The 20968-nt window shown below is 74.3% G+C and carries 20 protein-coding genes; 14 read left to right on the top strand and 6 right to left on the bottom strand.

Annotated features, from left to right (window positions below):
• Positions 1-72 precede the first annotated feature (72 nt).
• Both QBL21_RS19465 and QBL21_RS19460 read left to right on the top strand, forming a co-directional pair.
• Positions 73-1425, top strand: a complete 1353-nt coding sequence (locus QBL21_RS19465) for a sensor histidine kinase (protein WP_407563495.1) — start codon at positions 73-75, stop codon at positions 1423-1425.
• Entirely contained in the window at positions 1422-2087 is a 666-nt protein-coding gene (locus tag QBL21_RS19460) for a response regulator (protein WP_407563494.1), read from the top strand. Before QBL21_RS19465 ends, QBL21_RS19460 begins: the two co-directional genes overlap by 4 nt.
• A 78-nt stretch (positions 2088-2165) precedes the next feature.
• On the opposite strand, the gene QBL21_RS19455 is transcribed toward QBL21_RS19460, so the two are convergent.
• Positions 2166-4397 carry a terpene synthase family protein gene (locus tag QBL21_RS19455; RefSeq protein WP_407563493.1) on the bottom strand — a complete coding sequence of 744 codons (2232 nt, stop codon included), beginning with the start codon at positions 4395-4397 and terminating at the stop codon, positions 2166-2168.
• Positions 4398-4591: 194 nt separating this feature from the next.
• A complete protein-coding gene (locus QBL21_RS19450; RefSeq protein ID WP_407563492.1) occupies positions 4592-5272 on the bottom strand; it encodes a response regulator in 681 nt (226 codons plus the stop codon).
• A gap of 181 nt (positions 5273-5453) precedes the next feature.
• Between QBL21_RS19450 and QBL21_RS19445 the strand changes: the two genes are divergently transcribed.
• The 3 genes from QBL21_RS19445 to QBL21_RS19435 are packed head-to-tail and all read left to right on the top strand — an operon-like array spanning position 5454 to position 8540.
• Positions 5454-6449 (top strand): Bug family tripartite tricarboxylate transporter substrate binding protein, encoded by a 996-nt coding sequence (locus QBL21_RS19445; protein WP_407566477.1) that lies wholly within the window; start codon positions 5454-5456, stop codon positions 6447-6449.
• Positions 6446-7024 carry a tripartite tricarboxylate transporter TctB family protein gene (locus QBL21_RS19440; RefSeq protein ID WP_407563491.1) on the top strand — a complete coding sequence of 193 codons (579 nt, stop codon included), beginning with the start codon at positions 6446-6448 and terminating at the stop codon, positions 7022-7024. Before QBL21_RS19445 ends, QBL21_RS19440 begins: the two co-directional genes overlap by 4 nt.
• 1 nt (position 7025) lies before the next feature.
• Positions 7026-8540, top strand: a complete 1515-nt coding sequence (locus QBL21_RS19435) for a tripartite tricarboxylate transporter permease (protein ID WP_407563490.1) — start codon at positions 7026-7028, stop codon at positions 8538-8540.
• Here the strand turns inward: QBL21_RS19435 and QBL21_RS19430 are convergent.
• Positions 8494-8724, bottom strand: a complete 231-nt coding sequence (locus QBL21_RS19430; protein WP_407563489.1) for a DUF6332 family protein — start codon at positions 8722-8724, stop codon at positions 8494-8496. The two genes, QBL21_RS19435 and QBL21_RS19430, sit on opposite strands and share 47 nt — an antisense overlap.
• A gap of 104 nt (positions 8725-8828) precedes the next feature.
• Here QBL21_RS19430 and QBL21_RS19425 point away from each other — a divergent pair, with 104 nt between their 5' ends.
• Positions 8829-9224 carry a MarR family winged helix-turn-helix transcriptional regulator gene (locus QBL21_RS19425; protein WP_407563488.1) on the top strand — a complete coding sequence of 132 codons (396 nt, stop codon included), beginning with the start codon at positions 8829-8831 and terminating at the stop codon, positions 9222-9224.
• Between the two features lie 21 nt (positions 9225-9245).
• Here QBL21_RS19425 and QBL21_RS19420 read toward each other — a convergent pair whose 3' ends face one another.
• The gene (locus QBL21_RS19420; RefSeq protein WP_407563487.1) at positions 9246-10550 is read right to left on the bottom strand and encodes an MFS transporter; all 1305 of its coding nucleotides are present in this window, start codon (positions 10548-10550) and stop codon (positions 9246-9248) included.
• A gap of 68 nt (positions 10551-10618) precedes the next feature.
• Here QBL21_RS19420 and QBL21_RS19415 point away from each other — a divergent pair, with 68 nt between their 5' ends.
• The 4 genes from QBL21_RS19415 (at position 10619) to QBL21_RS19400 (ending at position 14683) form a co-directional block, all read left to right on the top strand.
• Positions 10619-11794 (top strand): ROK family protein, encoded by a 1176-nt coding sequence (locus QBL21_RS19415; RefSeq protein WP_407566476.1) that lies wholly within the window; start codon positions 10619-10621, stop codon positions 11792-11794.
• Positions 11795-11909: 115 nt separating this feature from the next.
• On the top strand, positions 11910-12452 hold the full coding sequence (locus QBL21_RS19410; protein WP_407563486.1) for a dihydrofolate reductase family protein: 543 nt from the start codon (positions 11910-11912) through the stop codon (positions 12450-12452).
• 314 nt (positions 12453-12766) lie between these two features.
• Positions 12767-14104 (top strand): transcriptional regulator, encoded by a 1338-nt coding sequence (locus tag QBL21_RS19405; protein WP_407563485.1) that lies wholly within the window; start codon positions 12767-12769, stop codon positions 14102-14104.
• 45 nt (positions 14105-14149) lie between these two features.
• Complete coding sequence (locus QBL21_RS19400; RefSeq protein WP_407563484.1) at positions 14150-14683, top strand: NUDIX hydrolase; 534 nt, start codon at positions 14150-14152, stop codon at positions 14681-14683.
• Between the two features lie 165 nt (positions 14684-14848).
• Here QBL21_RS19400 and QBL21_RS19395 read toward each other — a convergent pair whose 3' ends face one another.
• Positions 14849-15106 (bottom strand): hypothetical protein, encoded by a 258-nt coding sequence (locus QBL21_RS19395; protein WP_018836354.1) that lies wholly within the window; start codon positions 15104-15106, stop codon positions 14849-14851.
• Positions 15107-15425: 319 nt separating this feature from the next.
• Here QBL21_RS19395 and QBL21_RS19390 point away from each other — a divergent pair, with 319 nt between their 5' ends.
• Genes QBL21_RS19390 through QBL21_RS19380 form a run of 3 tightly spaced genes read left to right on the top strand, consistent with a single transcriptional unit; the run spans position 15426 to position 19143 of the window.
• Complete coding sequence (locus tag QBL21_RS19390) at positions 15426-15734, top strand: SHOCT domain-containing protein (protein ID WP_407563483.1); 309 nt, start codon at positions 15426-15428, stop codon at positions 15732-15734.
• Complete coding sequence (locus QBL21_RS19385; protein WP_407563482.1) at positions 15731-16546, top strand: ABC transporter ATP-binding protein; 816 nt, start codon at positions 15731-15733, stop codon at positions 16544-16546. Before QBL21_RS19390 ends, QBL21_RS19385 begins: the two co-directional genes overlap by 4 nt.
• Entirely contained in the window at positions 16543-19143 is a 2601-nt protein-coding gene (locus QBL21_RS19380) for an ABC transporter permease (protein WP_407563481.1), read from the top strand. The genes QBL21_RS19385 and QBL21_RS19380 overlap by 4 nt, the downstream gene beginning before the upstream one ends.
• Positions 19144-19312: 169 nt before the next feature.
• Here the strand turns inward: QBL21_RS19380 and QBL21_RS19375 are convergent, their stop codons facing one another.
• Positions 19313-19654: a hypothetical protein gene (locus QBL21_RS19375; RefSeq protein WP_407563480.1), complete on the bottom strand. Its 342-nt coding sequence runs from the start codon at positions 19652-19654 to the stop codon at positions 19313-19315.
• A gap of 151 nt (positions 19655-19805) precedes the next feature.
• Between QBL21_RS19375 and QBL21_RS19370 the strand changes: the two genes are divergently transcribed.
• On the top strand, positions 19806-20957 hold the full coding sequence (locus QBL21_RS19370) for a PLP-dependent cysteine synthase family protein (RefSeq protein ID WP_407563479.1): 1152 nt from the start codon (positions 19806-19808) through the stop codon (positions 20955-20957).
• Positions 20958-20968 lie beyond the last annotated feature (11 nt).

Here is a 20968-nt window from a genome sequence, read left to right as displayed (position 1 = left end):
CCACCGGGAGTACGCCGGGTGTCCGCGTACGGCTGACGCCCGGGGCCACCGCCGCCGGTTAGCGTTTCAGCCATGCGACGCGGACGACCCCCGTGGCGGGGGCGGGACGACGAGGCCGGCGGCCGGCGGTGGCCGGGGCCGCCGTTCGGCGCGCCCTACGCCCCCGGCGGCCCCGGCGACGGCCCGGACGACCCCGACCGCCGGCCGCTGCCCGGCCCCGGCCTGCTGCGCCGGCAACCCAGCCGCGACCGGCTGCCCTGGCGCTCCACCCTCTTCCTGACCGTCTTCATGGTCGTCGGCACCCGCGGCGCCGCCCAGGCCGCCGACCGCGTCGACCCCGTCCCCGGCGCCCTCGGCTTCCTCTTCGCCACGGCCGCCTTCCTGCTGCTGCGGCACCGCTACCCGCGCACCGCCGCCTTCGGCACCGTCGCCGTCTGCCTCGGCTATCTGGCCACGGGCTTCCCGTACGGGCCGATCTTCCTCAGCGCCGCCGTCGCCTGTTTCGCCGCGATCTCGATGGGGGAGCGGCACGCCGTCTGGGGGGCGCTCGCGCTGCTCTTCGCCGGCCACGTCGTGTACACCTCCGTCCTCTACCGCTGGCTCCCGCCCGGCGACGACAACGGCGCCCAGTGGGGCCAGGTGCTGTTCGTCGTCGCCTGGGTGCTGGCGGTGGCCGCGGGCGGCGAGTTGATGCGTACGCGCCGCGAGCAGTGGGCCGCCGTACGGGCCGAGCGCGAGCAGGCCAAGCGCCGCCGCGCCGACGAGGAGCGGCTGCGCATCGCCCGCGAACTCCACGACGTGCTGGCGCACAGCATCTCCGTGATCAACATCCAGGCCGGCGTCGGCCTCGCGCTCCTCGACCAGCAGCCCGAGAAGGCCCGCGAGGCGCTGACCACCATCAAGTCCGCCAGCAAGGAGGCGCTCGGCGAGGTGCGCCAGGTGCTCGACGCGCTGCGCACCCCCGGCGGCGCCCCGCGCTCGCCCGCCCCCGGCCTCGACCGGCTCAGCGAGCTGAAGGAGCAGGCCGCCGCGGCGGGCCTCACGGTGGACGTCGCCGTCGAGGGCGAGCGCGCCCCGCTGCCCCCGGGCACCGAACTGGCCGCGTTCCGCATCGTGCAGGAGGCGCTGACCAACGTCGTGCGCCACTCCGGCTCGCGCACCGCCCGCGTCCTGGTCCGCCACACGCCGGGCGAGCTGGAGCTGCGCATCGACGACGACGGCCCCGCCACCGCCGGCGGCCTCACCGGCGGCGGCAACGGCCTGGTCGGCATGCGCGAGCGCGCCTCCGCGCTCGGCGGCACCGTCGAGGCCGCCACCCGCCCCGACGGGGGCTTCAGGGTGCGGGCCCGGATCCCGCTCCCGGCGGATACCGTGAACGCCGGCCGCGAGACCCGCGGCCGCGACACCCCAGAGGAGCGCAAGTGATCCGCGTGATGCTCGCCGACGACCAGGTGCTGGTACGGGCCGGCTTCAGCGCCCTCCTCGGCGCCCAGGCGGAGGTGGAGGTGTGCGGTGAGGCGGCCGACGGCGAACAGGCCGTGGCCCTCGTACGCGAACTGCGGCCGGACGTCGTCCTCATGGACATTCGCATGCCGGTCCTGGACGGCCTGGAGGCCACCCGCCGGATCACCGGCGACCCGGACCTGGCGGGCGTCAAGGTCGTCATGCTCACCACCTTCGAGCTGGACGAGTACGTCTTCGAGGCGATCCGCTCCGGCGCCTCGGGCTTCCTGGTCAAGGACACCGAGCCGGAGGAACTGGTGCGCGCGGTACGGGCCGTGGTCGAGGGCGACGCGCTGCTGTCCCCGGGCGTCACCCGCCGGCTGATCTCCGAGTTCGCCGCCCGCTCCAAGGAGCCCGCGGCGGCGGCTGCCCTGGACGAGCTGACGGACCGGGAGCGGGAGGTCATGGCGCTGGTGGGCATGGGCCTGTCGAACGAGGAGATCGCCCGCCGGCTGGTGGTCAGCCCGCTGACGGCCAAGACGCACGTCAGCCGGACCATGGTCAAGCTCGGGGTACGCGACCGGGCGCAACTGGTGGTGCAGGCGTACGAGTCGGGGCTGGTCCGCCCCGGCTGGCTCGGCTGACCCAGGCCGTCACCTCCCGGCCCTCACCTCCCGGCCGTCCCCCCGCCCCGTCACCCGCCACCCGTCACCCGCCGACCGTCACCCCCCGGTCCACGCCGCCGGCCGGGCCGCCGCCGTGCCGAGCCCCGCCGGCGCCCCGCCCGGCAGCCCGGGACCGCCCGCGTCCTCCGCCAGCTCCGCGGCCCCGTACCGCCGTACCCGCAGGTGCCAGTTGAGGATCCCGGCCATCCAGTTCTGGAGGTCGCGCACGTAGCCGTCCAGCGCCTCGCGGGCCGCCTGCGACAGCCCGAGGTCCTGGTACAGCACCGGCAGCCCGGTCTCCAGCACGTGCTCGAACTGCCGCATCCGCCCCGTCGTGAGATCGTGCACGATCCGCACCGCGTCGGGGTATCCGATGCCGAAGAAGTTCTGCACCACCAGCACGCCGTTGTGGATCTCGCCCTCGTACTCGATCTCCTTCTGGTACGAGAAGAGGTCGTTGAGCAGGCAGGCGTAGTCCATGGCGGAGTTCTCCAGCGCCTGCACCGGCCCGCTGTCGTAGACCTCCGGCGGCACGCCGTCCCCGCGGCGCAGCCGGCACAGGTACTTCGTCATGTCGGAGCCGAAGGTCGCCCGGCGCATCTCGACGTAGTCGACGGGGTCCGGGATGCGGTGCTGTGCCTGGTTGGACAGCTCCCACAGCCAGGCGTCGAGCATGACGTCCACCGTCGCCCGGAAGCGCGCCCGCTGCTCCGGCGCCATCGGTCCCGCCGTCCGCCGCCACAGGTCGGCCAGCCCGCGCTCCAGGGCGTTCGCGGGCGGCGGCGCCGGCGTCCCGTCGGTGAGCGGCATGCACCGCTTGAGGCGGTCGTTCGAGGCCCGCGCCCCGGCCAGGTCGCGGACGCGGCCGAAGGCGGCCGGGTAGTAGTCGTCCCCGTACGTGCCCCAGGCCAGCCACAGCGACGCCAGGACCAGTTCCTCCTCGTCGGCGTCCGGGTGCAGCCCCGCGGCGCAGAGCGGGAGGTCGTAGCCGTGCAGGCGCCGGGCGTCCCACACGTGCGAGCCGGGCACGCCGGGCTGGGGCCCGAGGACGCCCGTCTCGCGGCACCAGGCGGCGGTCCGGGACCGGGCCGCGTCGAGGTGCCGCGAGAGCCGCAGCCGGTACGGCATGAGCATCTCGGGCACGAGCGACGGGCCGACCCGCTGATGCGGCACGTGCGTGTACGAGCGCAGCCGCGTCGCCCCGGTGGAGGTCAGCAGCCCGCGCAGGCCCGCCTCCGCGGTGCCGGGCCCGGTGGGCGCGTACGGCAGGGCGGGCGGGCCGGACGCGGCGCCCTGGTTCATGTAGCGGCTGGAGCGCATGTGCCACTCGTGGCCGCCCGACTGCCAGTCCTGCATCCCCTTCGCGTACGCCGCCACCCGCGCGCACTCGGCCGGCGTCAGCTCCTCCTCGGCGAAGAGCGCGGGCAGTTCGGTCAGCGCCGTGTGCTCGAACTGCTGCACCCGGGACGTCAGCAGGTCGTTGACGCGCTCGGCGGCCTCCTGCGTGCCGCAGCCGAGGAACGTCTCCAGCACCAGCACGCCGTTGCTCAGCTCGCCCTCGTCCTCGACCTCGCGCTGGTACGAGAACAGGTCGTTGCGCAGGTGCACGGCGTCGGCGAAGGTGTCGCGCAGTACCAGCAGCGGCCGGGACGCGGCGACCCGGTCCGGCACCTCGGCCGCGGCGGCGTACTCCACCAGCCCCGCGGACCACGGCGCCCCGCCGACCTTGCGGCGCATCTCGACGTACTCGACGGGGTTGGCGACCCGCCCCTCGTCGATGTTGGCCAGCTCCCAGAGCGACTCGTCGAGCAGGTTCACCGTGCTGCGCGCGAAGCGCCGCCGCCACCCGGCCGACATCGCCGGCACGGTACGCGCCCACAGGTCGGCGAGCCCCGCCTCGACCGGGTTGCGCGGCTCCGGCACGTCCGCGCCGGCCGGCTCCAGCGGCATGAACGCGGGCAGCCGGTCCAGGTACGCCTTGGCGCCGGCCCGGTCGCGGTCGCGCTTGAACGCCTCCAGGAAGTGGTCGTCGAAGAAGAACACCCACACGTACCAGTCGGTGACCAGCGAGAGCACGTCCGCGGAGCACTCGGGGTGGGTGTACGCGCACAGCAGCGCGTAGTCGTGCGCGTCGAGGTCGGCGGTGTCCCAGATGCCCGAGCCCTCCAGCATCGCCATCTCGCGCGCCCACGCCCGCGAGTGCACCCGCGCCTGCTCGACGTGCGGGTTGAGCCGCGCGGGCCACGGCAGGTAGAAGGTCGGCAGTTCGAACGGCTGCTTAGGCGGCATCCGCCCCTCCCCGGGTGTCGTTCGCGTCCAGCGCCGGGGGCAGCACTACCCCCGGTGGCGCCCCGGCACCCCGCCAAGCACTCGTACAGGTGACGTCCGGGGCGGGTGTGCGGTCTCGTACGGGCGGCGCCCGCGGGCGTACGGGCTCGCGCGGGCGTACGCCGCACCGGCGGGGGCGCCCCGCGCCCGGAGGCTCAGCCGGCCCAGCGGTAGCGGTGCTCGGGGCGGCCCGTGCCGCCGTACTTCAGCGACAGCTCGGCCCGGCCGGAGTCGGCGAAGTGCTCCAGGTAACGCCGCGCGGCGACCCGGGAGATGGCCGCCGCCTCCGCGCACTCGCTGGCCGAAAGACCCCCGGGGTGCTCGCGCAGCACCCCCTCCACCAGCTCGGCGGTGCGCGCGTTGAGCCCCTTGGGCAGCGCCCCCGAGACGGTGGGGCGGGCGCCGAAGAGCCGGTCGACGTGCGCCTGCTGGACGCCGTCGGCGTCGTCGAGGGCGTCGAGCCGCGCGCGGGTGGCGGCGATGTGGCGCAACTGCTCCTGGAGCGCGGCCTGGCTGAACGGCTTGATGACGTAGTGCAGCGCCCCGCCGTGCAGCGCGCCGCGGATGGTTTCGGCGTCCCGGGACGCGGTGATCATGAGTACGTCGGTGTCCGCGTGCTCCCCGGCGCGCAGCAGCCGCAGCACCCCGATGCCGTCCATGTCCGGCAGGTAGACGTCCAGGAGCACGAGGTCGGGGCGCAGCCGCGCCACGGCGCGCAGCGCCTCGGCACCGCTGTGCGCGACGCCGGCCACCTCGAAGCCGTCGGTCGCCGCGACGTAGCGGCTGTGCAGCTTGGCCACCATGAAGTCGTCGTCGACCACCAGTACCCGGATCACGGCGGTCAGGCTAGCGCCCCGCGGCGGCCCGCGCCGGGACCAGAACGACCAGAAGTTTCCTTGCGTTCACAAGCGCGACACCCGGCGGTCCCGGCGGGAGCATGTGGCGACATCGGGACCCCGGTGATCATCCACGGCTCCGCGGAGCCGGCTCCCCGACGAAGAGGCGGTGACCCGAACCGTGCGTCTGCCGACCACTCTACGCACCCCGTTCGCGCTCGCGGCAGCGGCGCTGCTGGTGCTCCTCGGCCCTCCGCTCATCACGGAGGGGGACGGCGCGGCGGAGGGCAGCCGGATCCCCGGCCTGGAGCTGATGGTGCCCAACACCCCCGGCGGCGGCTACGACATCACCGCCCGCACCATCGCCCGCAACATCGAGGAGGCCGACCTCGGCAACAACGTCGAGGTCTTCAACCTCCCCGGCGCGGGCGGCACCGTGGGCCTGTCCCGGCTGGTCAACGCGCACGGCAACGGAAAGCTCGCCATGTCCATGGGCCTCGGGGTCAGCGGCGCGGTACGTGCCAACACCACCGACCACACGCTCGCCGACACCACCCCCGTCGCGCGGGTGACCGAGGAGCCCGACATCGTCGTGGTCCCCGCGGACTCCCCGTACGAGACGTTCGGGGATCTGCTCGCCGACTGGAAAGCCTCCCCGGGCAAGACCCCGGTCGGCGGCGGCTCGTCCCCCGGCGGCCCTGACCACCTGGCGCCGATGCTGATGGCCCGGGCCGCCGGGATCGTGCCGAAAGAGGTCAACTACGTGCCGTACGACGGCGGCGGCGAACTGCTCGCGTCGATCCTCGGCGGCAAGGTCGCCTTCGGCGTCTCGGGCGTCGGCGAGTACCTCGACCAGATCGAGGCGGGCGACCTGCGGGTGCTCGCCGTCACCGGCGGCAAGCGGCACCCGGGGCTCGACGCGCCCACGCTGCGCGAGTCGGGCATCGACGTGGCGTTCACCAACTGGCGCGGCTTCGTCGCCCCGCCGGGGCTGTCCGGCACCGAACGCAAGAACCTCATCCACCTCTTCGAGAAGCTGCACGACACCGACGAGTGGCGGCAGTCGCTGAAGACGAACGGCTGGACGGACGCCTTCCTGACCGGCGAGAAGTTCGGCGACTACCTCGACGCGCAGGACCGGCGCGTGGTCTCGGTGCTGAAGGAGCTGGGCCTGTGACGAACGAGCCGACGACGGACGGGGCCCGGACCCCCGCGGAACCCCCGGACGACGAGATCGCCCCGCCCGGCGCCGGCGGCCCGCTCGCCCTGCTGCGCGGCAGGTCCGAACTCGGCGTCTGCGTCCTGCTGCTGGCCCTCGGTGTGCTGGTGCTGATCGACGCACTGACCATGGACACCGACTTCGCCCAGCGCGGCCCCGTCGGACCAGAGGCCGCCCCCACCGTCGTCGGCATCGCCCTGTGCGTCGTCGCGGCCCTCCTCGCCGTCGACGTGCTGCGCGGCGGCAGGGGCGAGGCCGAGGGCGGCGAGGACGTCGACCTCGACGCGCCCTCCGAGTGGCGCACCGTGCTGCTGCTCGCCGGGGTCTTCCTCGCCGCCGCCTTCCTCATCGGCGAGGTCGGCTTCCCCGTCGCCGGCGCCCTGCTGTTCTGGGGCGCGGCCTACGCGCTGGGCAGCCGCGCGTTCAGCACCGACCCGCTCGTGGCCGCCGTGCTGTCGGTGGTCACGTACACCGTCTTCAACAACCTGCTGGGCGTCCCGCTGCCCGGCGGGCCGCTCATGGAGGTGCTGTGAGATGGACTCCTTCACCTCGCTCATCGACGGCTTCGGCACCGCACTGACGCCCGCGCACCTCTTCTGGGCCGCCGTCGGCGTCCTCCTCGGCACCGCCATCGGCGTGCTGCCCGGCATCGGCCCCGCGATGGCCGTCGCGCTGCTGCTCCCCGTGACGTACGGGCTGGAGCCCACCGCCGCGCTCATCATGTTCGCCGGCATCTACTACGGCGGCATGTTCGGCGGCTCCACCACCTCCATCCTGCTCAACACCCCCGGTGAGAGCGCCGCGGTGGTCGCGGCCATCGAAGGCAATCCGATGGCCAAGTCCGGTCGCGGCCCGCAGGCCCTGGCCGCGGCGGCGATCGGGCACTTCGCCGGCGGCATGATCGGCACGATCCTGCTCGTCGCGCTGGCCCCGCTGATCGCGGACCTGGCCGTCGACATCGGCGCGCCGGACTACTTCGCCCTGATGGTCCTCGCGTTCATCGCGGTCACCTCCGTGCTGGGCCGCTCCCGCATCCGCGGCTTCGCCTCGCTGCTGATCGGGCTGACCATCGGCCTGGTCGGGCTCGACCAGATGACCGGCCAGGAGCGGCTGACGTTCGGCTCGCTCCAACTCGCCGACGGCATCGACGTCATCATCGTCGCGGTCGGCCTCTTCGCGGTCGGCGAGGCGCTGTGGGTGGCAGCCCGGCTGCGCTCCGGCAACCAGGGCCCCATCCCCGTCGGCCGGCCCTGGCTGGCCCGCTCCGACGTGCGGCGCACCTGGAAGCCGTGGCTGCGCGGCCCCGCGATCGGCTTCCCGTTCGGCGCGATCCCGGCGGGCGGCGCGGAGATCCCGACGTTTCTGTCGTACGTGACCGAGAAGCGGCTGTCGAAGCACAAGTACGAGTTCGGCAGGGGCGCCATCGAGGGCGTCGCCGGGCCGGAGTCGGCGGCGTCCGCGTCCGCGGCGGGCACGCTGGTCTCGATGCTCACGCTCGGGTTGCCGACCACCGCCACCGCCGCCGTGATGCTGGCCGCGTTCCAGCAGTACGGCATCCAGCCGGGGCCGCTGCTCTTCGACCGGGAGCCTGACCTGGTGTGGGGCCTGATCGCGTCGCTGTTCGTCGGGATGTTCCTGCTGCTGCTCATCAACCTGCCGCTGGCGCCGGTGTGGGCGAAGCTGCTGCGCATCCCGCGGCCGTACCTGTACGCGGGCATCCTGTTCTTCGCGGCCGTCGGCGCGTACGCCGTCAGCGGGGAGGCGGTCGACCTGGTCATCCTGCTGGTGATCGGGCTGATCGGGCTCGGCATGCGGCGCTACGGGCTGCCGGTGCTGCCCGCGATCATCGGCGTCATCCTCGGCCCCGCGGCCGAGCAGCAGATGCGCCGGGCGCTCCAGCTCAGCGACGGCAGCCTGAGCGGCCTGGTCAACACCCCGTTCGCGGTCACCGTCTACGCGGTCATCGCGCTGATCCTGCTCTGGCCGCTGGTCCGGCGGCTGGTCACCAGCGACGCAGTACGAGACCGACGCGCATCACGAACGCCGTAGCCCCCGCCGCCTTCGCGGTCAGGAGCAGCCCCGCCCGCGTGTCGCCGTGCACCGCGTCGAAGAACAGCGCGGGCGCGGCGACGGCGAGGAACACAGCGCCCGCCAGCAGCGCCGCCGTGACCGCCGCGTACACGATCTCGACGGTCGCGGCGTCCCGCTGGCTCTGGGTCCTCGTTCCCCGCATTTATCCGCCCCCTCCTCCACCAGAGCTTATCCGTGCACCCCCGTGTTCAATCCGTTGCACACCGGCCGTCACATCGCGCTCACGGGCTGGTACGGTGCCATGCCATGGCAACGGGGAGCGCCGAAGGCGCGGTCGTTTCTACGTGGCGGGAGATCCGCGCGGTGCACGCGCGGGCTGTGGGCGAGTTGGACCGTGAGCTGCATCGATACGGCATCGGCGCCAGCGACTTCGAGGTGCTGGACGTGCTGCTCGGCATGACCGAGTCCGGCGACAAGGCGAGCCTGAGAGTCCAGGAGCTGGCGGACCGGGTGCACCTGAGCCAGAGCGCGCTTTCCCGCCTCGTCGGCAGGCTGGAGAAACACGGTCTCGTGACCCGCGGCATGTGTCCCGAGGACCGCAGAGGCGTGCAGGTGTGCGTCACCGACGCGGGCCGTAGGCTGCACGCCGAGGCGCTGCCCGTGCAGCGGGCGGTGCTCGCCCGCACCGTCGGCGTCAAGTGACGCGCTGACCCGCCCCGTTTCTCAACCCCGGCGCGGACGACCGCCGTGCTGCACGGCCTGCATGGCGTACGCGATGACCGACGCGGCCCCGGCGAGCAGCGCGACCGTGCTCAGCGCGGCGCGCAGCGAGAACCAGTCGGCGAGGAAGCCGATCGCCGGCGGGCCGAGGAGCATGCCGCCGTAGCCGAGGGTGGACGCGGCGGCGACGCCGTTCGGCCCGGCCAGCTCGCCGGCGCGGCCGATGGCGATGGGGAAGATGTTGGCCAGGCCGAGCCCGGTGAGGGCGAAGCCGGCCAGCGCGCCCCAGACGGACGGGGAGAAGGAGCCGAGCAGCATGCCCACGCAGGCGGTCGCGCCGCCGGCCACCAGGGCGCGGTTCTGGCCGAGCCGCAGCAGCAGCGCGGTGCCGGAGAGCCGGCCGGCGGTCATGGCCAGGGCGAAGACGGAGTAGCCGGCGGCGGCCAGGCCCGGGCCGGCGTCCAGTGACTCCTTCAGGTGCAGCGCGCTCCAGTCGGCCATGGCGCCTTCGCCGTACGCGGTGCACAGGGCGACCAGCCCCAGCACGGCGACGAGCAGGCGGACGCGCCCGGCGGGCAGCTCCGCCGCGGTCGGCTCCGTGCCCGGCTCGATCCCCGGCTCCACACCCGGCTTCGCCCGCGGCCGGTCCGCGGCGCCGGGCCCGGGCGGCGGCTTCGGCACCGGGAGGGCGAGGAGCGCGCGCCCGGCGAAGACGGTGACGGCCAGCCCGAGCAGCGCGAGGAGCAGCAGGTGCCGGGTGGGGGAGAGGTGGCCCGCGACGAGCGCCCCGAGCCCGGCGCCGAGCATCCCGCCGAGGCTGAACGCCGCGTGGAAGCTGGGCAGTATGGGCCGCCGCATGGCGGCCACCAGGTCGACGGCCGCGCTGTTCATGGCGACGTTGATGGAGCCGAACGCGGCGCCGAAGACCAGCAGGACCAGGCCGAGCGCGAGGGCGGAGCGGGTCAGCGGCGGCAGCACCACGCCGGCCGAGAGCAGCACCGCCGTGCCCACGGTGACGGCGTGGGCGCCGTAGCGGCGGATGAGCCCGCCGGTGAGCACCATGGTCGCCACCCCGCCCGCGGACACGCCCAGCAGGGCCAGGCCCAGCGCGCTGGGCGAGGCGCCGGTCTGGTCCTTGATGTCGGGGATACGGACGACCCAGCCGGCGAAGACGAAGCCGTCGAGGGCGAAGAAGATGGTCAGGACGGTACGGAGGCGGGCGAGCTGGGCTCCCGCGGGGCTGCCGGGCGTGCGCGTGCCGCGGAGTGACCGGGGGAGCGCCGCCCGTATTTTGTTTAGCGTCGGCACAAAGACAGAATAGGAGCGTGACGCCGACTCGTACAAGGCCCGCGCGACCCGAGAGGGGCCGCAGCGCGCTGGGGCCCGCGCTGGAACTCGTCCACACCGGCCGGGCACCCACCCGCGCCGTGCTCACCGCCGAGCTGGGTGTGACCCGTGCCACCGCGGGCGCGGTCGCCGCGGAACTGGCGGCGCTCGGCCTGATCACCGTCGACTCCCGCCCCGCCGCCGCCGGGCACCAGGGCCGGCCCTCGCACGGCCTGTCCGTGAACCCCGACGGCCCCGTGGTGCTCGCCGCGCAGGTGCACGCCGACGGCTTCCGGGCCGCGCTCGTCGGGCTCGGCGGGCGCATCGTCGCCACCGCCCCCGGCTGCGGGACCGTACCGGCCGACCCCGCGCAGGTACTGGCCGCCGTCGTCGAGGAGGGCGCCAAGCTGCTGCGCGCCACCGGGCGGACGTGCGTGGGCGCGGGCCTGGCCGTGCCGTCCGCGGTCGCCGAACCCGACGGCGAAGCCCTCAACCCGCTGCACCTCGCCTGGCCCGCGGGCGCGCCCGTACGCCGCATCTTCCACGAGTGCCTGACCGGCTCCGGCATCGAGTTCACCGTCGCCCCGCGGGCCTTCACCGGCAACGACGTCAACCTCGCCGCGCTCGCCGAGCACCGCCACGGCGCCGGCCGCGGCTCCGCTCACCTGCTGTGCGTCGCCACCGGCCACCGCGGCGTCGGCGGCGCGCTCGTCCTGGACGGGCGGCTGCACACCGGCAGCGCCGGGCTCGCGCTGGAGGTCGGCCACCTGACCGTCAACCCCGACGAGGGCCTGCCCTGCCACTGCGGCAGCCGCGGCTGCCTGGACGTCGAGACCGACCCGCTGGCGCTGCTCACGGCCGCGGGCCGCGCCCCGGGCCCCGAGGTCTCGCTGCTCCAGCAGGCCCGCGAGCTGGTACGCGACGAGCACGCGGACCCCGCCGTCGCCACCGCCGTCGCGCTGGTCGTCGACCGCCTCGGCCTCGGCCTCGCCGGCCTGGTCAACATCCTCAACCCGGACCGCATCATCCTCGGCGGCCTGCACCAGGTCCTGCTCGCCGCCGCCCCCGAGCGGCTGCGCGCGGTGGTGGCGGACCGCAGCCTGTGGGGGCGCAGCGGGGGCGTGCCGGTGCTGGAGTGCACCTTGGACTACAACAGCCTGGTCGGCGCGGCCGAACTCGCCTGGCAGCCGGTGCTCGACGACCCCCTCGGCGTACTGGTGGGGTGAGCGCGCGGGCGCGTTCGGGTGGCCCCCGCGGCGCGCACCGATGACTTCCGGGCCCGCCGCCGGTCACACCCGGCAGGCTCGACGGTCCGCGGACCACCCAAGGAAAGGCGCACCCATGGCGAAGCTGCTGTACTCGGCCACCATGTCGCTTGACGGATTCATCGCGGGACCGGGCGGCGACATGTCCTGGCTCGCCGACCACCTCGGGGACAACCCCACGGTCGCCGGGCTGATCCCGCAGGTCGGCTCGATCCTCTCGGGAGCCCGCAGCTTCCGCGGCGACGACCCGCACCGCGGCACGGAGAACGAGGGCGAGGCGTTCGGCGGCGGCTGGGAGGGGCGGCAGTTCGTGCTCACCCACCACCCGCCGGCCGAGCCCGTGCCCGGCGTCACCTTCGTCGGCGACCTCGACACCGCGGTCACCGCCGCCAAGGCCGCCGCGGGCGACGGCTACGTGAACGTCATCGGCGCCGACGTCGCACGCCAGTGCGTCGAGGCGGGTCTCATGGACGAGGTGCTGGTGTTCACCGCGCCGGTGCTCCTCGGCGACGGCGTCCGGCTCTTCGACCGCCCCGGCGGCGCCCGCGTCCTGCTGGAGCAGGTGCAGGTCTCCGCCATGCCGCACTGCACGGGGATCTGGCTGCGCGTCGCCGGCTGAGCGGGGCGTACGCCCCCTTCGCCCCGGTCGCGGACGTCCGCGGACCGGACCGCCGTCCGGCCCGCGGCGCCCGCGCCGGTGGGGGGGTTGCCACTCGCCCGGCCGGCCAGGTGCCGGGTCCGGCACGGCCGGGCGGAGCGGCTACGGAACCGCCGCCAGGCTGCGGGGAAGCGAGCGGACCCGATGCCGCACAGTCAACTCGCCACCCGTGCCCACCGGGAGGGCGCACGGGCCACGACTGCGGGCGCGCGGTTCACACCCCGTGTGAAAGGCCCTCGGTTACGCTGGCGAACACCCTGCTCGCAGGAGGGCATATGGAGCCCAACACCCTGCTCGACGCGGCACTCGACGAAGCCGGGATCTCCCACGCCGGGCTCGCCGCGCACGTCAACCGGGCCGGCGCCGCCCGCGGACTGCGGCTGCGCTACGAGCACACCGCCGTCGCCCGCTGGCTCAAGGGCCAGCGACCACGCGGCCAGGTGCCCGACCTCATCTGCGAGGTGCTGGCCGAACGGCTCGACCGCCCGGTCACGTTGGACGACATCGGCTTCGGCTCCGCCGGCGGCGCCTCGTCGGCCGCCGCGCCGCTCGCCCGCTTCGTCGAGCGCGCCACCGCCCTGTGGCGCTCCGACGAGCAGCAGCACCCGAACGTCGTCGGCGCCCGCGCGCTCACCGGCACCCCGGCGGTGATCCCGGTGTGGGAGTGGGAGAACCCGCCGGAGGACGGGGACGTCTCCCGTACCGGCCCCGTGCACGTCAGCGAGGCCGACGTCACCACCCTCAAGGCCGCCCGCGCCCACTACGAGCAGATGTACCGCAAGGCCGGCGGCATGGCGACGCGCGCCCGCGTCGTGCGCTTCCTCAACTCCGAGGCGGCGCCGCTGCTCCGCGGGTCGTACGGGGACGATCTCGGCCGCCGGCTGCACCGGGCCACCGGCGGCCTCGTCGCCGTCGCGGGCATCTGCGCCTACGACTCGGACGCCCTCGGCCTGTCGCAGCGCTACTTCCACCAGGCGCTGCGGCTGGCCAAGGCCAGCGGGGACCGCGGCTTCGGCGCGTACGTGATCGCCATGCTCGTCAACCAGTCGCTGTTCCTGGAGGAGTACCGCCAGGCGGTGGCGTTCGCGGAGGCCGCGCTGCGGGCCGCGGACCAGGACGTCAGCCCCGCGCTGGCGGCCGATCTCTACGCGATGCAGGCCAAGGCGTACGCCTTCCTCGGCGACCGCTCGGGCACCCTGGGCTGCATCCGCCGCGCCGAGTCCGCCGCCGGGCGGATCAGCGCACGCCAGGAGCCGGACGAGACGGACTACGTCCAGCCGGGTCTGGTCAACGTGCAGGTGGCCGAGGCGCTCTTACGCATCGGCGACCTGCGCGCCGCCCGCGAACAGGCGGCGACCGCCGTGCACCGGCCCGCGCACGACCGGGGGCGGGTGCACCGGCTGGCGATTCTGAGCCACGTCGAACTGCGTCAGGGAGATGCCGAGGAGGCGGCGCAGGCGGCGCTGGAAATGGCAAGGGCGGCCAGAGGGATGGAGTCGCAGCGGCTGCGGGACAGGTTGCGCGCGGTCCGTCGCCATCTGACCGAGACCGGCGGAGGGGGGACCGCCGAGGCGGCAGAGCTGATCGACGCAGCGTTGCGCGTTCCGCTCTGAGGGGGGCCGTCACCCGCCACTGGACGGCGACAAGGGGGATGGTACGTGCGATGGAGGAATCTCAGGGAGCACACCGTGTACGAAAACCGATGGTTCCGCGTCAACCTGGCCGACGTGGAACTCCCGGACGGGCGCCACCTTGATCACTATCTGATCCGCCTGCGACCCGTCGCCGTGGCGACCGCGGTCAACGAGGCGAACGAGGTGCTGCTGCTGTGGCGGCACCGGTTCATCACCGACGTCTACGGATGGGAACTGGCCGCCGGGGTGGTGGAGGACGGGGAGGATCCCGAGACCGCCGCCGCCCGCGAGATGGAGGAGGAGACCGGCTGGCGGCCCGGCCCGCTCACGCACCTGATGACCGTCGAGCCGTCCAACGGCCTGACGGATGCCCGGCACATCATGTACTACGCCACCGAGGCGGTGCAGATCGGCGACCCCGAGGACGACTTCGAGTCCGACCGGCGCGAGTGGGTGCCCCTGAAGGGGGTGCCCGACATGGTCGGCCGCGGGGAGGTGCCCGCCGCGAACATGGCGGCGGCGCTGCTGATGCTCCACCACCTGCGCCTCGGCGCCTGACCCGGGCCGGCCGGCGGCTCCGGCCGCTCGGTCCGCACCGGTCGCGCCGGCCGCCCCGGTCACGCAGGTCACACAGGTCACATCGGTCATGCAGGCCACGCAGGTCGCGCCGGTCCGCCGGTCCCGCCTCGGCGGGACCGGCGGCCGGTGGCCGTGCGCCGCCGCTCAGCGGCCCAGGGCCTGCCATAACGCCAGTACCATCGCCGCCGCGCCGGTCAGCGCGGCGATCGACGGCAGTGGCCAGCGCGAGTGCTCCAGCGAGGTGACGCGTGCCGTCAGCTCGTCGATCTCACGCTCCATCTGCTGACTACGCTGCGACAGCAGTGCGAGCCGCCCGTCGATGCGGGCCTGGCCCACATCGAGCGAGCGCCGGATCTCGGCGAGCTCGGACACGACCGCACTCGTGTCGGGTTCGGTGGCCACGGTCTGCTCCTTTGTCCCGTCCGTGCCCCGTGTCCAATGTCCATCCAAGTCCAATGCGCCGGCGCGCGGGAGCGTGTGGAGGGTGCATATGCACGTGCACCGCACGCGCCCCGTGTGAATACGTCACGCACGGTGACGGCGGCGGGCGTACGGGCCGGGGCGTACCCCCGGCGCGCGGCGGCGGGAAGCAGCCGGAGACCGCCCGGGTACTCCGCCGGGAGCAGGCCAGGTGCCGCTGGCCGTACGACGACCCGGACCCCCTGTGAGCGGGAGTCTCGATGGTGTCAGCAGCACAGACCCCATCGAGGAGTTGAGGCCGATGCAAACCCTGGCGCACTGGAACGACGGCGGACCCGGACCCTGGATCCTGCTCTTCCCGCTCATGTGGGCGCTGGTCATCGGCGGGCTGTTCTTCTTCGTCCGCCGCGTGGTCTGGCGTGGCCGCGGCGCCCCCTGGCAGCGGTTCCGCGGACCCGGCGGCACGGGCTACGCCGAGCAGTCGCCGATCGCCGTGCTGGGCCGGCGCTTCGCGGCGGGCGAGATCGACGAGGACGAGTACTGGCGCCGGCTGTCCGTGCTGAACGAGGAGTTCGGCCACCGGACCGCGGGCAAGGGCGGTGCGGCATGACGCACGCGACCGGCACCGCACCCGTGCTCACCGGCGCGGCCGCCCGCGTCGTCGACGCGGTCAAGGTCTACGGCAGTGGCGACACCGAGGTCCGGGCGCTCGACGGCGTCGGCGTCGCCTTCCCGGCCGGGAAGTTCACGGCCATCATGGGCCCCTCGGGGTCCGGGAAGTCCACGCTGATGCACTGCGCCGCGGGCCTCGACACGCTCACCGCCGGCGCCGCCTTCATCGGCGACACCGAACTGGGCACGCTGGACGACAAGCGGCTGACGATGCTGCGCCGCGACCGGATCGGCTTCGTCTTCCAGGCGTTCAACCTGCTGCCGACGCTGACCGTCGCGGAGAACATCACCCTGCCCATGGACCTCGCCGGCCGCCGCGGCGACCCCGCCTGGATCGACTCGCTCATCGACGTGGTCGGCCTGCGCGACCGGCTGCACCACCGGCCCGCCGAGCTGTCCGGCGGCCAGCAGCAGCGCGTCGCCGTGGCCCGCGCCTTCGCGAGCCGCCCCGACGTGGTCTTCGCCGACGAGCCGACCGGCAACCTCGACTCGCGCTCCGGCGCCGAGGTCCTGGGCCTGCTCGCCGGCACCGTGCGCGAACTGGGCCGCACCGTGGTCATGGTCACCCACGACCCGGTCGCGGCGGCCTACGCCGACGAGGTCGTCTTCCTCGCCGACGGCCGGCTCGTCGACCGCATGGCCTCGCCCACCGCGGACCGCGTGCTGGACCGCATGCAGCGCTTCGTGGGCGAGACCCCCCGTACGGCCCGTTCCCTGGACACCACCGTGGAGAGGAAGAGTTCGTCATGAGCGGCACCCGCGCGTCGCTGCGGCTGAGCATGGCCGGGCTGCGCACGCACAAGCGGCGGTTCGCCGGCACGTTCTTCGCCGTGCTCCTCGGCGTCGCGTTCCTCGGGGGCACCCTCGTCATGGGGGACACCCTCAGGTCCAGCTTCGACGCCCTGTTCGGCCGCGCCACCAGCGGTACGGACGCGGTGGTGCGCGGCGACGACATGATCACCACCCCGGGCGAGTCGTTCGGCACCCGCCGGACCGTCCCCACGGAACTGGCGGACGAGATCGCGCAGATGCCGGGCGTCGCCGCGGCCGAGCCCCGTATCGAGGGCCCCGGGCAACTCCTGGACAAGGACGGCGAGCCGGTGGGCGGCGGGGGCCCTCCGACCCTGGCCGGCAACTGGATCGCCGACAAGGAGCTGAACTCGTACCAGATCGACGAGGGCCGTACGCCCGAGCGGTCCGGTGAGGCGGTGATCAACCGGGGCGCCGCGAAGGACGCCGGCCTGGCGGTCGGCGACACCACCACCGTGCGCACCCCCGACCCGCTGAAGGTGACGATCGTGGGCATCTCCACGTTCGGCGGCGAGGACGGCATGGGCCAGACCAGCTTCACGGCGCTGACCCGGGCCGACGCGGAGAAGTACCTGACGGCCGAGCCCGGCCGGGCCACCAGCATCCAGGTGCGCGCCGGCCCGGGGGAGAGCCAGGGCGAGCTGGTGAAGTCCCTGTCCCCGGTGCTGCCCGACGGCATCGAGGCCGTCACCGGTCAGGAGGTCACCGAGGAGAACCAGGACCAGATCGCCGGCCAGTTCCTCAGCGGCTTCACCGCCGGCCTGCTCGGCTTCGCGGGCGTGGCCATGCTGGTCGCGACGTTCAGCATCTACAACACCTTCGCGATCGTCGTCGCCCAGCGCACCCGCGACAACGCCCTGCTGCGCGCCATCGGCGCCACCCGGCGCCAGGTCGTGGGCCAGACCATGGCCGAGGCGCTGGTCGTCGCCGTGCTCGCCTCGCTCGCCGGCCTCGCCGGCGGCGTGGGGATCGCGGCCGGGCTGGGCGCGCTGTTCCCGGCGGTCGGCTTCCCGTTCCCCGAGGGCGACATGGTGATCAGCGGGCTGTCGCTCGCCCTGCCCTTCGCCACCGGCGTCCTGGTGTGTCTGGCCTCCGCGCTGGCGCCCGCCGTCCGCGCCGGCCGCACCTCGCCGCTGGCGGCGCTGCGCGAGACCACCGTGGACGACTCGGGCTCCTCCCGGGTACGCGCCCTCGTCGGCGGCGTGCTCATCGCCGCGGGCGCCGCGCTGACGGTGTACGGCGCTGTGCCCGGCGGAGCCTCCTCCGACCCGTCGGTGATGCTCACGGTCGCCGGCGCGGTGGTCACGCTCGCCGCGTTCGTGGTGCTGGGCCCGGTGGCGTCCGCGTACGCCGTACGGATCCTCGGCGCCCCGCTGCGCCGCATGAACGGCCGCCTGGCCCGCCGCAACGCGCTGCGCAGCCCCAAGCGCACCGCGGCCACCGCGACCGCGCTGATGATCGGCGTCGCCGTGGTGTCGCTCTTCACCGTCTTCGGCGCCTCGCTGAAGTCCACGATGGACCAGACCGTCTCGCGCGCCTTCGCCGGCGACGTGGCGGTGCGGGTGCCGGCCTTCGGGCCGGAGAGCGGCGCGCTGAGCCCCAAGGTCGCCCCGGCGGTCGCGAAGCTGCCGGAGGTGGAGCACGCGCTCGGCCTCGGCACCGGCGTGGCCCGGGTCGACGACGGGGGTAGCGCCCAGGGCGAAGGCCAGGGGGGCGGGCGGGCGCTGACCGTCACCGATCCCGGGCGGATGGGCGACGTGCTGGACCTGGGTACGGTCCGGGGCAGCCTGACGGGCCTGGGCGCGGACGGGGTCGCGGTCTCCAGGAGCGAGGCCGACGACCACGGCTGGAAGGTCGGCAGCACCGCGAACTTCACCTTCACCGACGGCGAGAAGCGGCCCTTCACCGTACGGGCCGTCTACGACCAGGCGGACCTGGCCGGGGACTACGTCCTCACCCGCGAGGCGTGGGAGCCGCACCGGATACAGGACTCCGACTCGCTGGTCGCGGTCGCCTTCAAGGACGGCGTGTCCGAGGCGGACGGCAAGGCGGCGGTCGAGACCGTCGCCGGGCGCTACGGCAACCCGGAGGTGCAGACGCGGGACGAGTTCGCCGAGTCCTCGGCGGCGGGCGTCGACATGATGCTGACGCTGGTGTACGCGCTGCTGGCGCTCGCCGTGCTCATCGCGCTGCTGGGCATCGCCAACACCCTGACCCTCGCCGTGCACGAGCGGACCCGCGAGCTGGGCCTGCTGCGCGCGGTCGGCCAGACCCGGGCGCAGCTTCGCGCCATGGTCCGCTGGGAGTCGGTGCTCGTCGCCGCCTTCGGCACGGCGGGCGGGCTGACGCTCGGCGCGTTCCTCGGCTGGGCCATGACGAAGGCCACGGACTCCTCCGGCGACGGGGTCTTCACCGTGCCGCCGGTGCAACTGGCGATCGTGGCCCTGGTCGGCCTCACGGCGGGTGCCCTGGCGGCCTGGCGCCCGTCCCGCCGGGCGGCGAAGCTGGACGTCCTGGGCGCGATCGCCACGGAGTGACCCGCGGTCCGCGCCCGTCGGTGGCCCGCCCGCTCCCGGGGGAGCGGACGGGCCACCGCGCGCTCCGGCCGCGGGCGGGCACGCCGAGGCCCGCCGTGGTGCGGAACGCGACGAGGTCACCCGACCCGCCGCACATCCCCCGTATCCGGCGCCTTGCAGGGCGTGAGCGTCAGCCGAAGTCCGCCGCGCCGCCCGCGCGGACGCGCGCGGCGTGGACCGCTTCGAGGAAGCGGCCGGCCGCCTTCGTGCCGGACTCCTTGCCCGCGTCCCGTTCGCCGGCCAGCGTCAGGACGTACTGCCTGCCGTTGACCGACGCCAGTGCCCGGTCGCCCCGGCCGAACCACGGCCGGCCCGCACGCACCTCCTGCACCGGGGCGCTGTCGATCTGGGTGCCGTAGCTGGTGAGCAACTCCAGCCGCCCGTCCTTGATATGCACCTGCCCCGCCCGGGTCAGTGAGCGCAACCAGCGCCCGATCCGTACCCCGCGAGCCGTGTACTCCGTCTCCGCCACGCCGACCCTCCTCGGCTCCCCCACAGCGCTCCCCCTGGAGCGATGAAGCGCGCATGGGCGGTACGACCCGCGTGCGCGGGTGGTACCAGCACTCCTGCCAGTGTGCCCACGACCGGCCGGGGTGGCCAGAGCCCCCGCATATGATCAGGGTGTGACCGCCAGCGCACAGCCCCCGCCCGCCGCGCCCGGCGGCGCCCTCCCCACCAGCCCCACCCTTGACGTCGACCGGAGCGACCCCGCAGCGCGCGCCTGGCTGAAGGAGGCCGTCCGCAAGGTGCAGGCGGACGCCAACCGCACCGCGGACACCCACCTGCTCCGTTTCCCGCTGCCCGAGCGCTGGGGCATCGACCTGTACCTCAAGGACGAGTCCACCCACCCCACCGGCAGCCTCAAGCACCGCCTCGCGCGCTCGCTGTTCCTCTACGGGCTGTGCAACGGCTGGATCCGCCGCGGGAAGCCCGTCATCGAGGCGTCCTCCGGCTCCACCGCCGTCTCCGAGGCGTACTTCGCCGACCTGATCGGCGTGCCCTTCATCGCCGTGATGCCGCGCACCACCAGCCGGGAGAAGACCCGCCTCATCGAGTTCCACGGCGGCACCTGCCACCTGGTGGACGACCCGCGGACGGTGTACGAGGTGTCCGCCCGGCTCGCCGGGGAGACCGGCGGCCACTACATGGACCAGTTCACCTACGCCGAGCGGGCGACGGACTGGCGCGGCAACAACAACATCGCCGAGTCGATCTACCACCAGCTCCGCCTGGAGCGCTTCCCCGAACCCGCCTGGATCGTCGCCACCGCGGGCACCGGCGGCACCTCGGCCACCATCGCCCGCTACGTGCGCTACCTCCAGTACGACACCCGCGTCTGCGTCGCCGACCCGGAGAACTCCTGCTTCTTCGCCGGCTGGGAGAGCGGCGACACCGGCGTCACCGTCGACAGCGGCTCACGTATCGAGGGCATCGGCCGGCCCCGCATGGAGCCCAGCTTCCTGCCCGCGGCCATCGACCGGATGATGAAGGTCCCCGACGCGGCCACCATCGCTGCGGTACGCGCCCTGGAGCGGGCCATCGGGCGCCGCGCGGGCGGCTCGACCGGCACCGGGCTGTGGAGCGCGCTGCGGCTCGTCGGGGAGATGCTCGCCGCGGGCCGGGAAGGCAGCGTCGTCACGCTGATCTGCGACCCGGGCGACCGCTACCTCGACAAGTACTACTCCGACGACTGGCTCGCCGGGCAGGGCCTCGACATCGGCCCGTACGCCGCACACCTCGACGCCTTCCTCGCCACCGGCCGCTGGACCTGCTGAGAACGGGCGGC

The sequence above is a fragment of the Streptomyces sp. 184 genome (assembly GCF_045781775.1).
Taxonomy (GTDB): Bacteria; Actinomycetota; Actinomycetes; order Streptomycetales; family Streptomycetaceae; genus Streptomyces.
The sequence above is the reverse complement of the archived record's forward strand: the minus strand, read 5'-3'. Positions and strand labels throughout refer to the sequence as shown.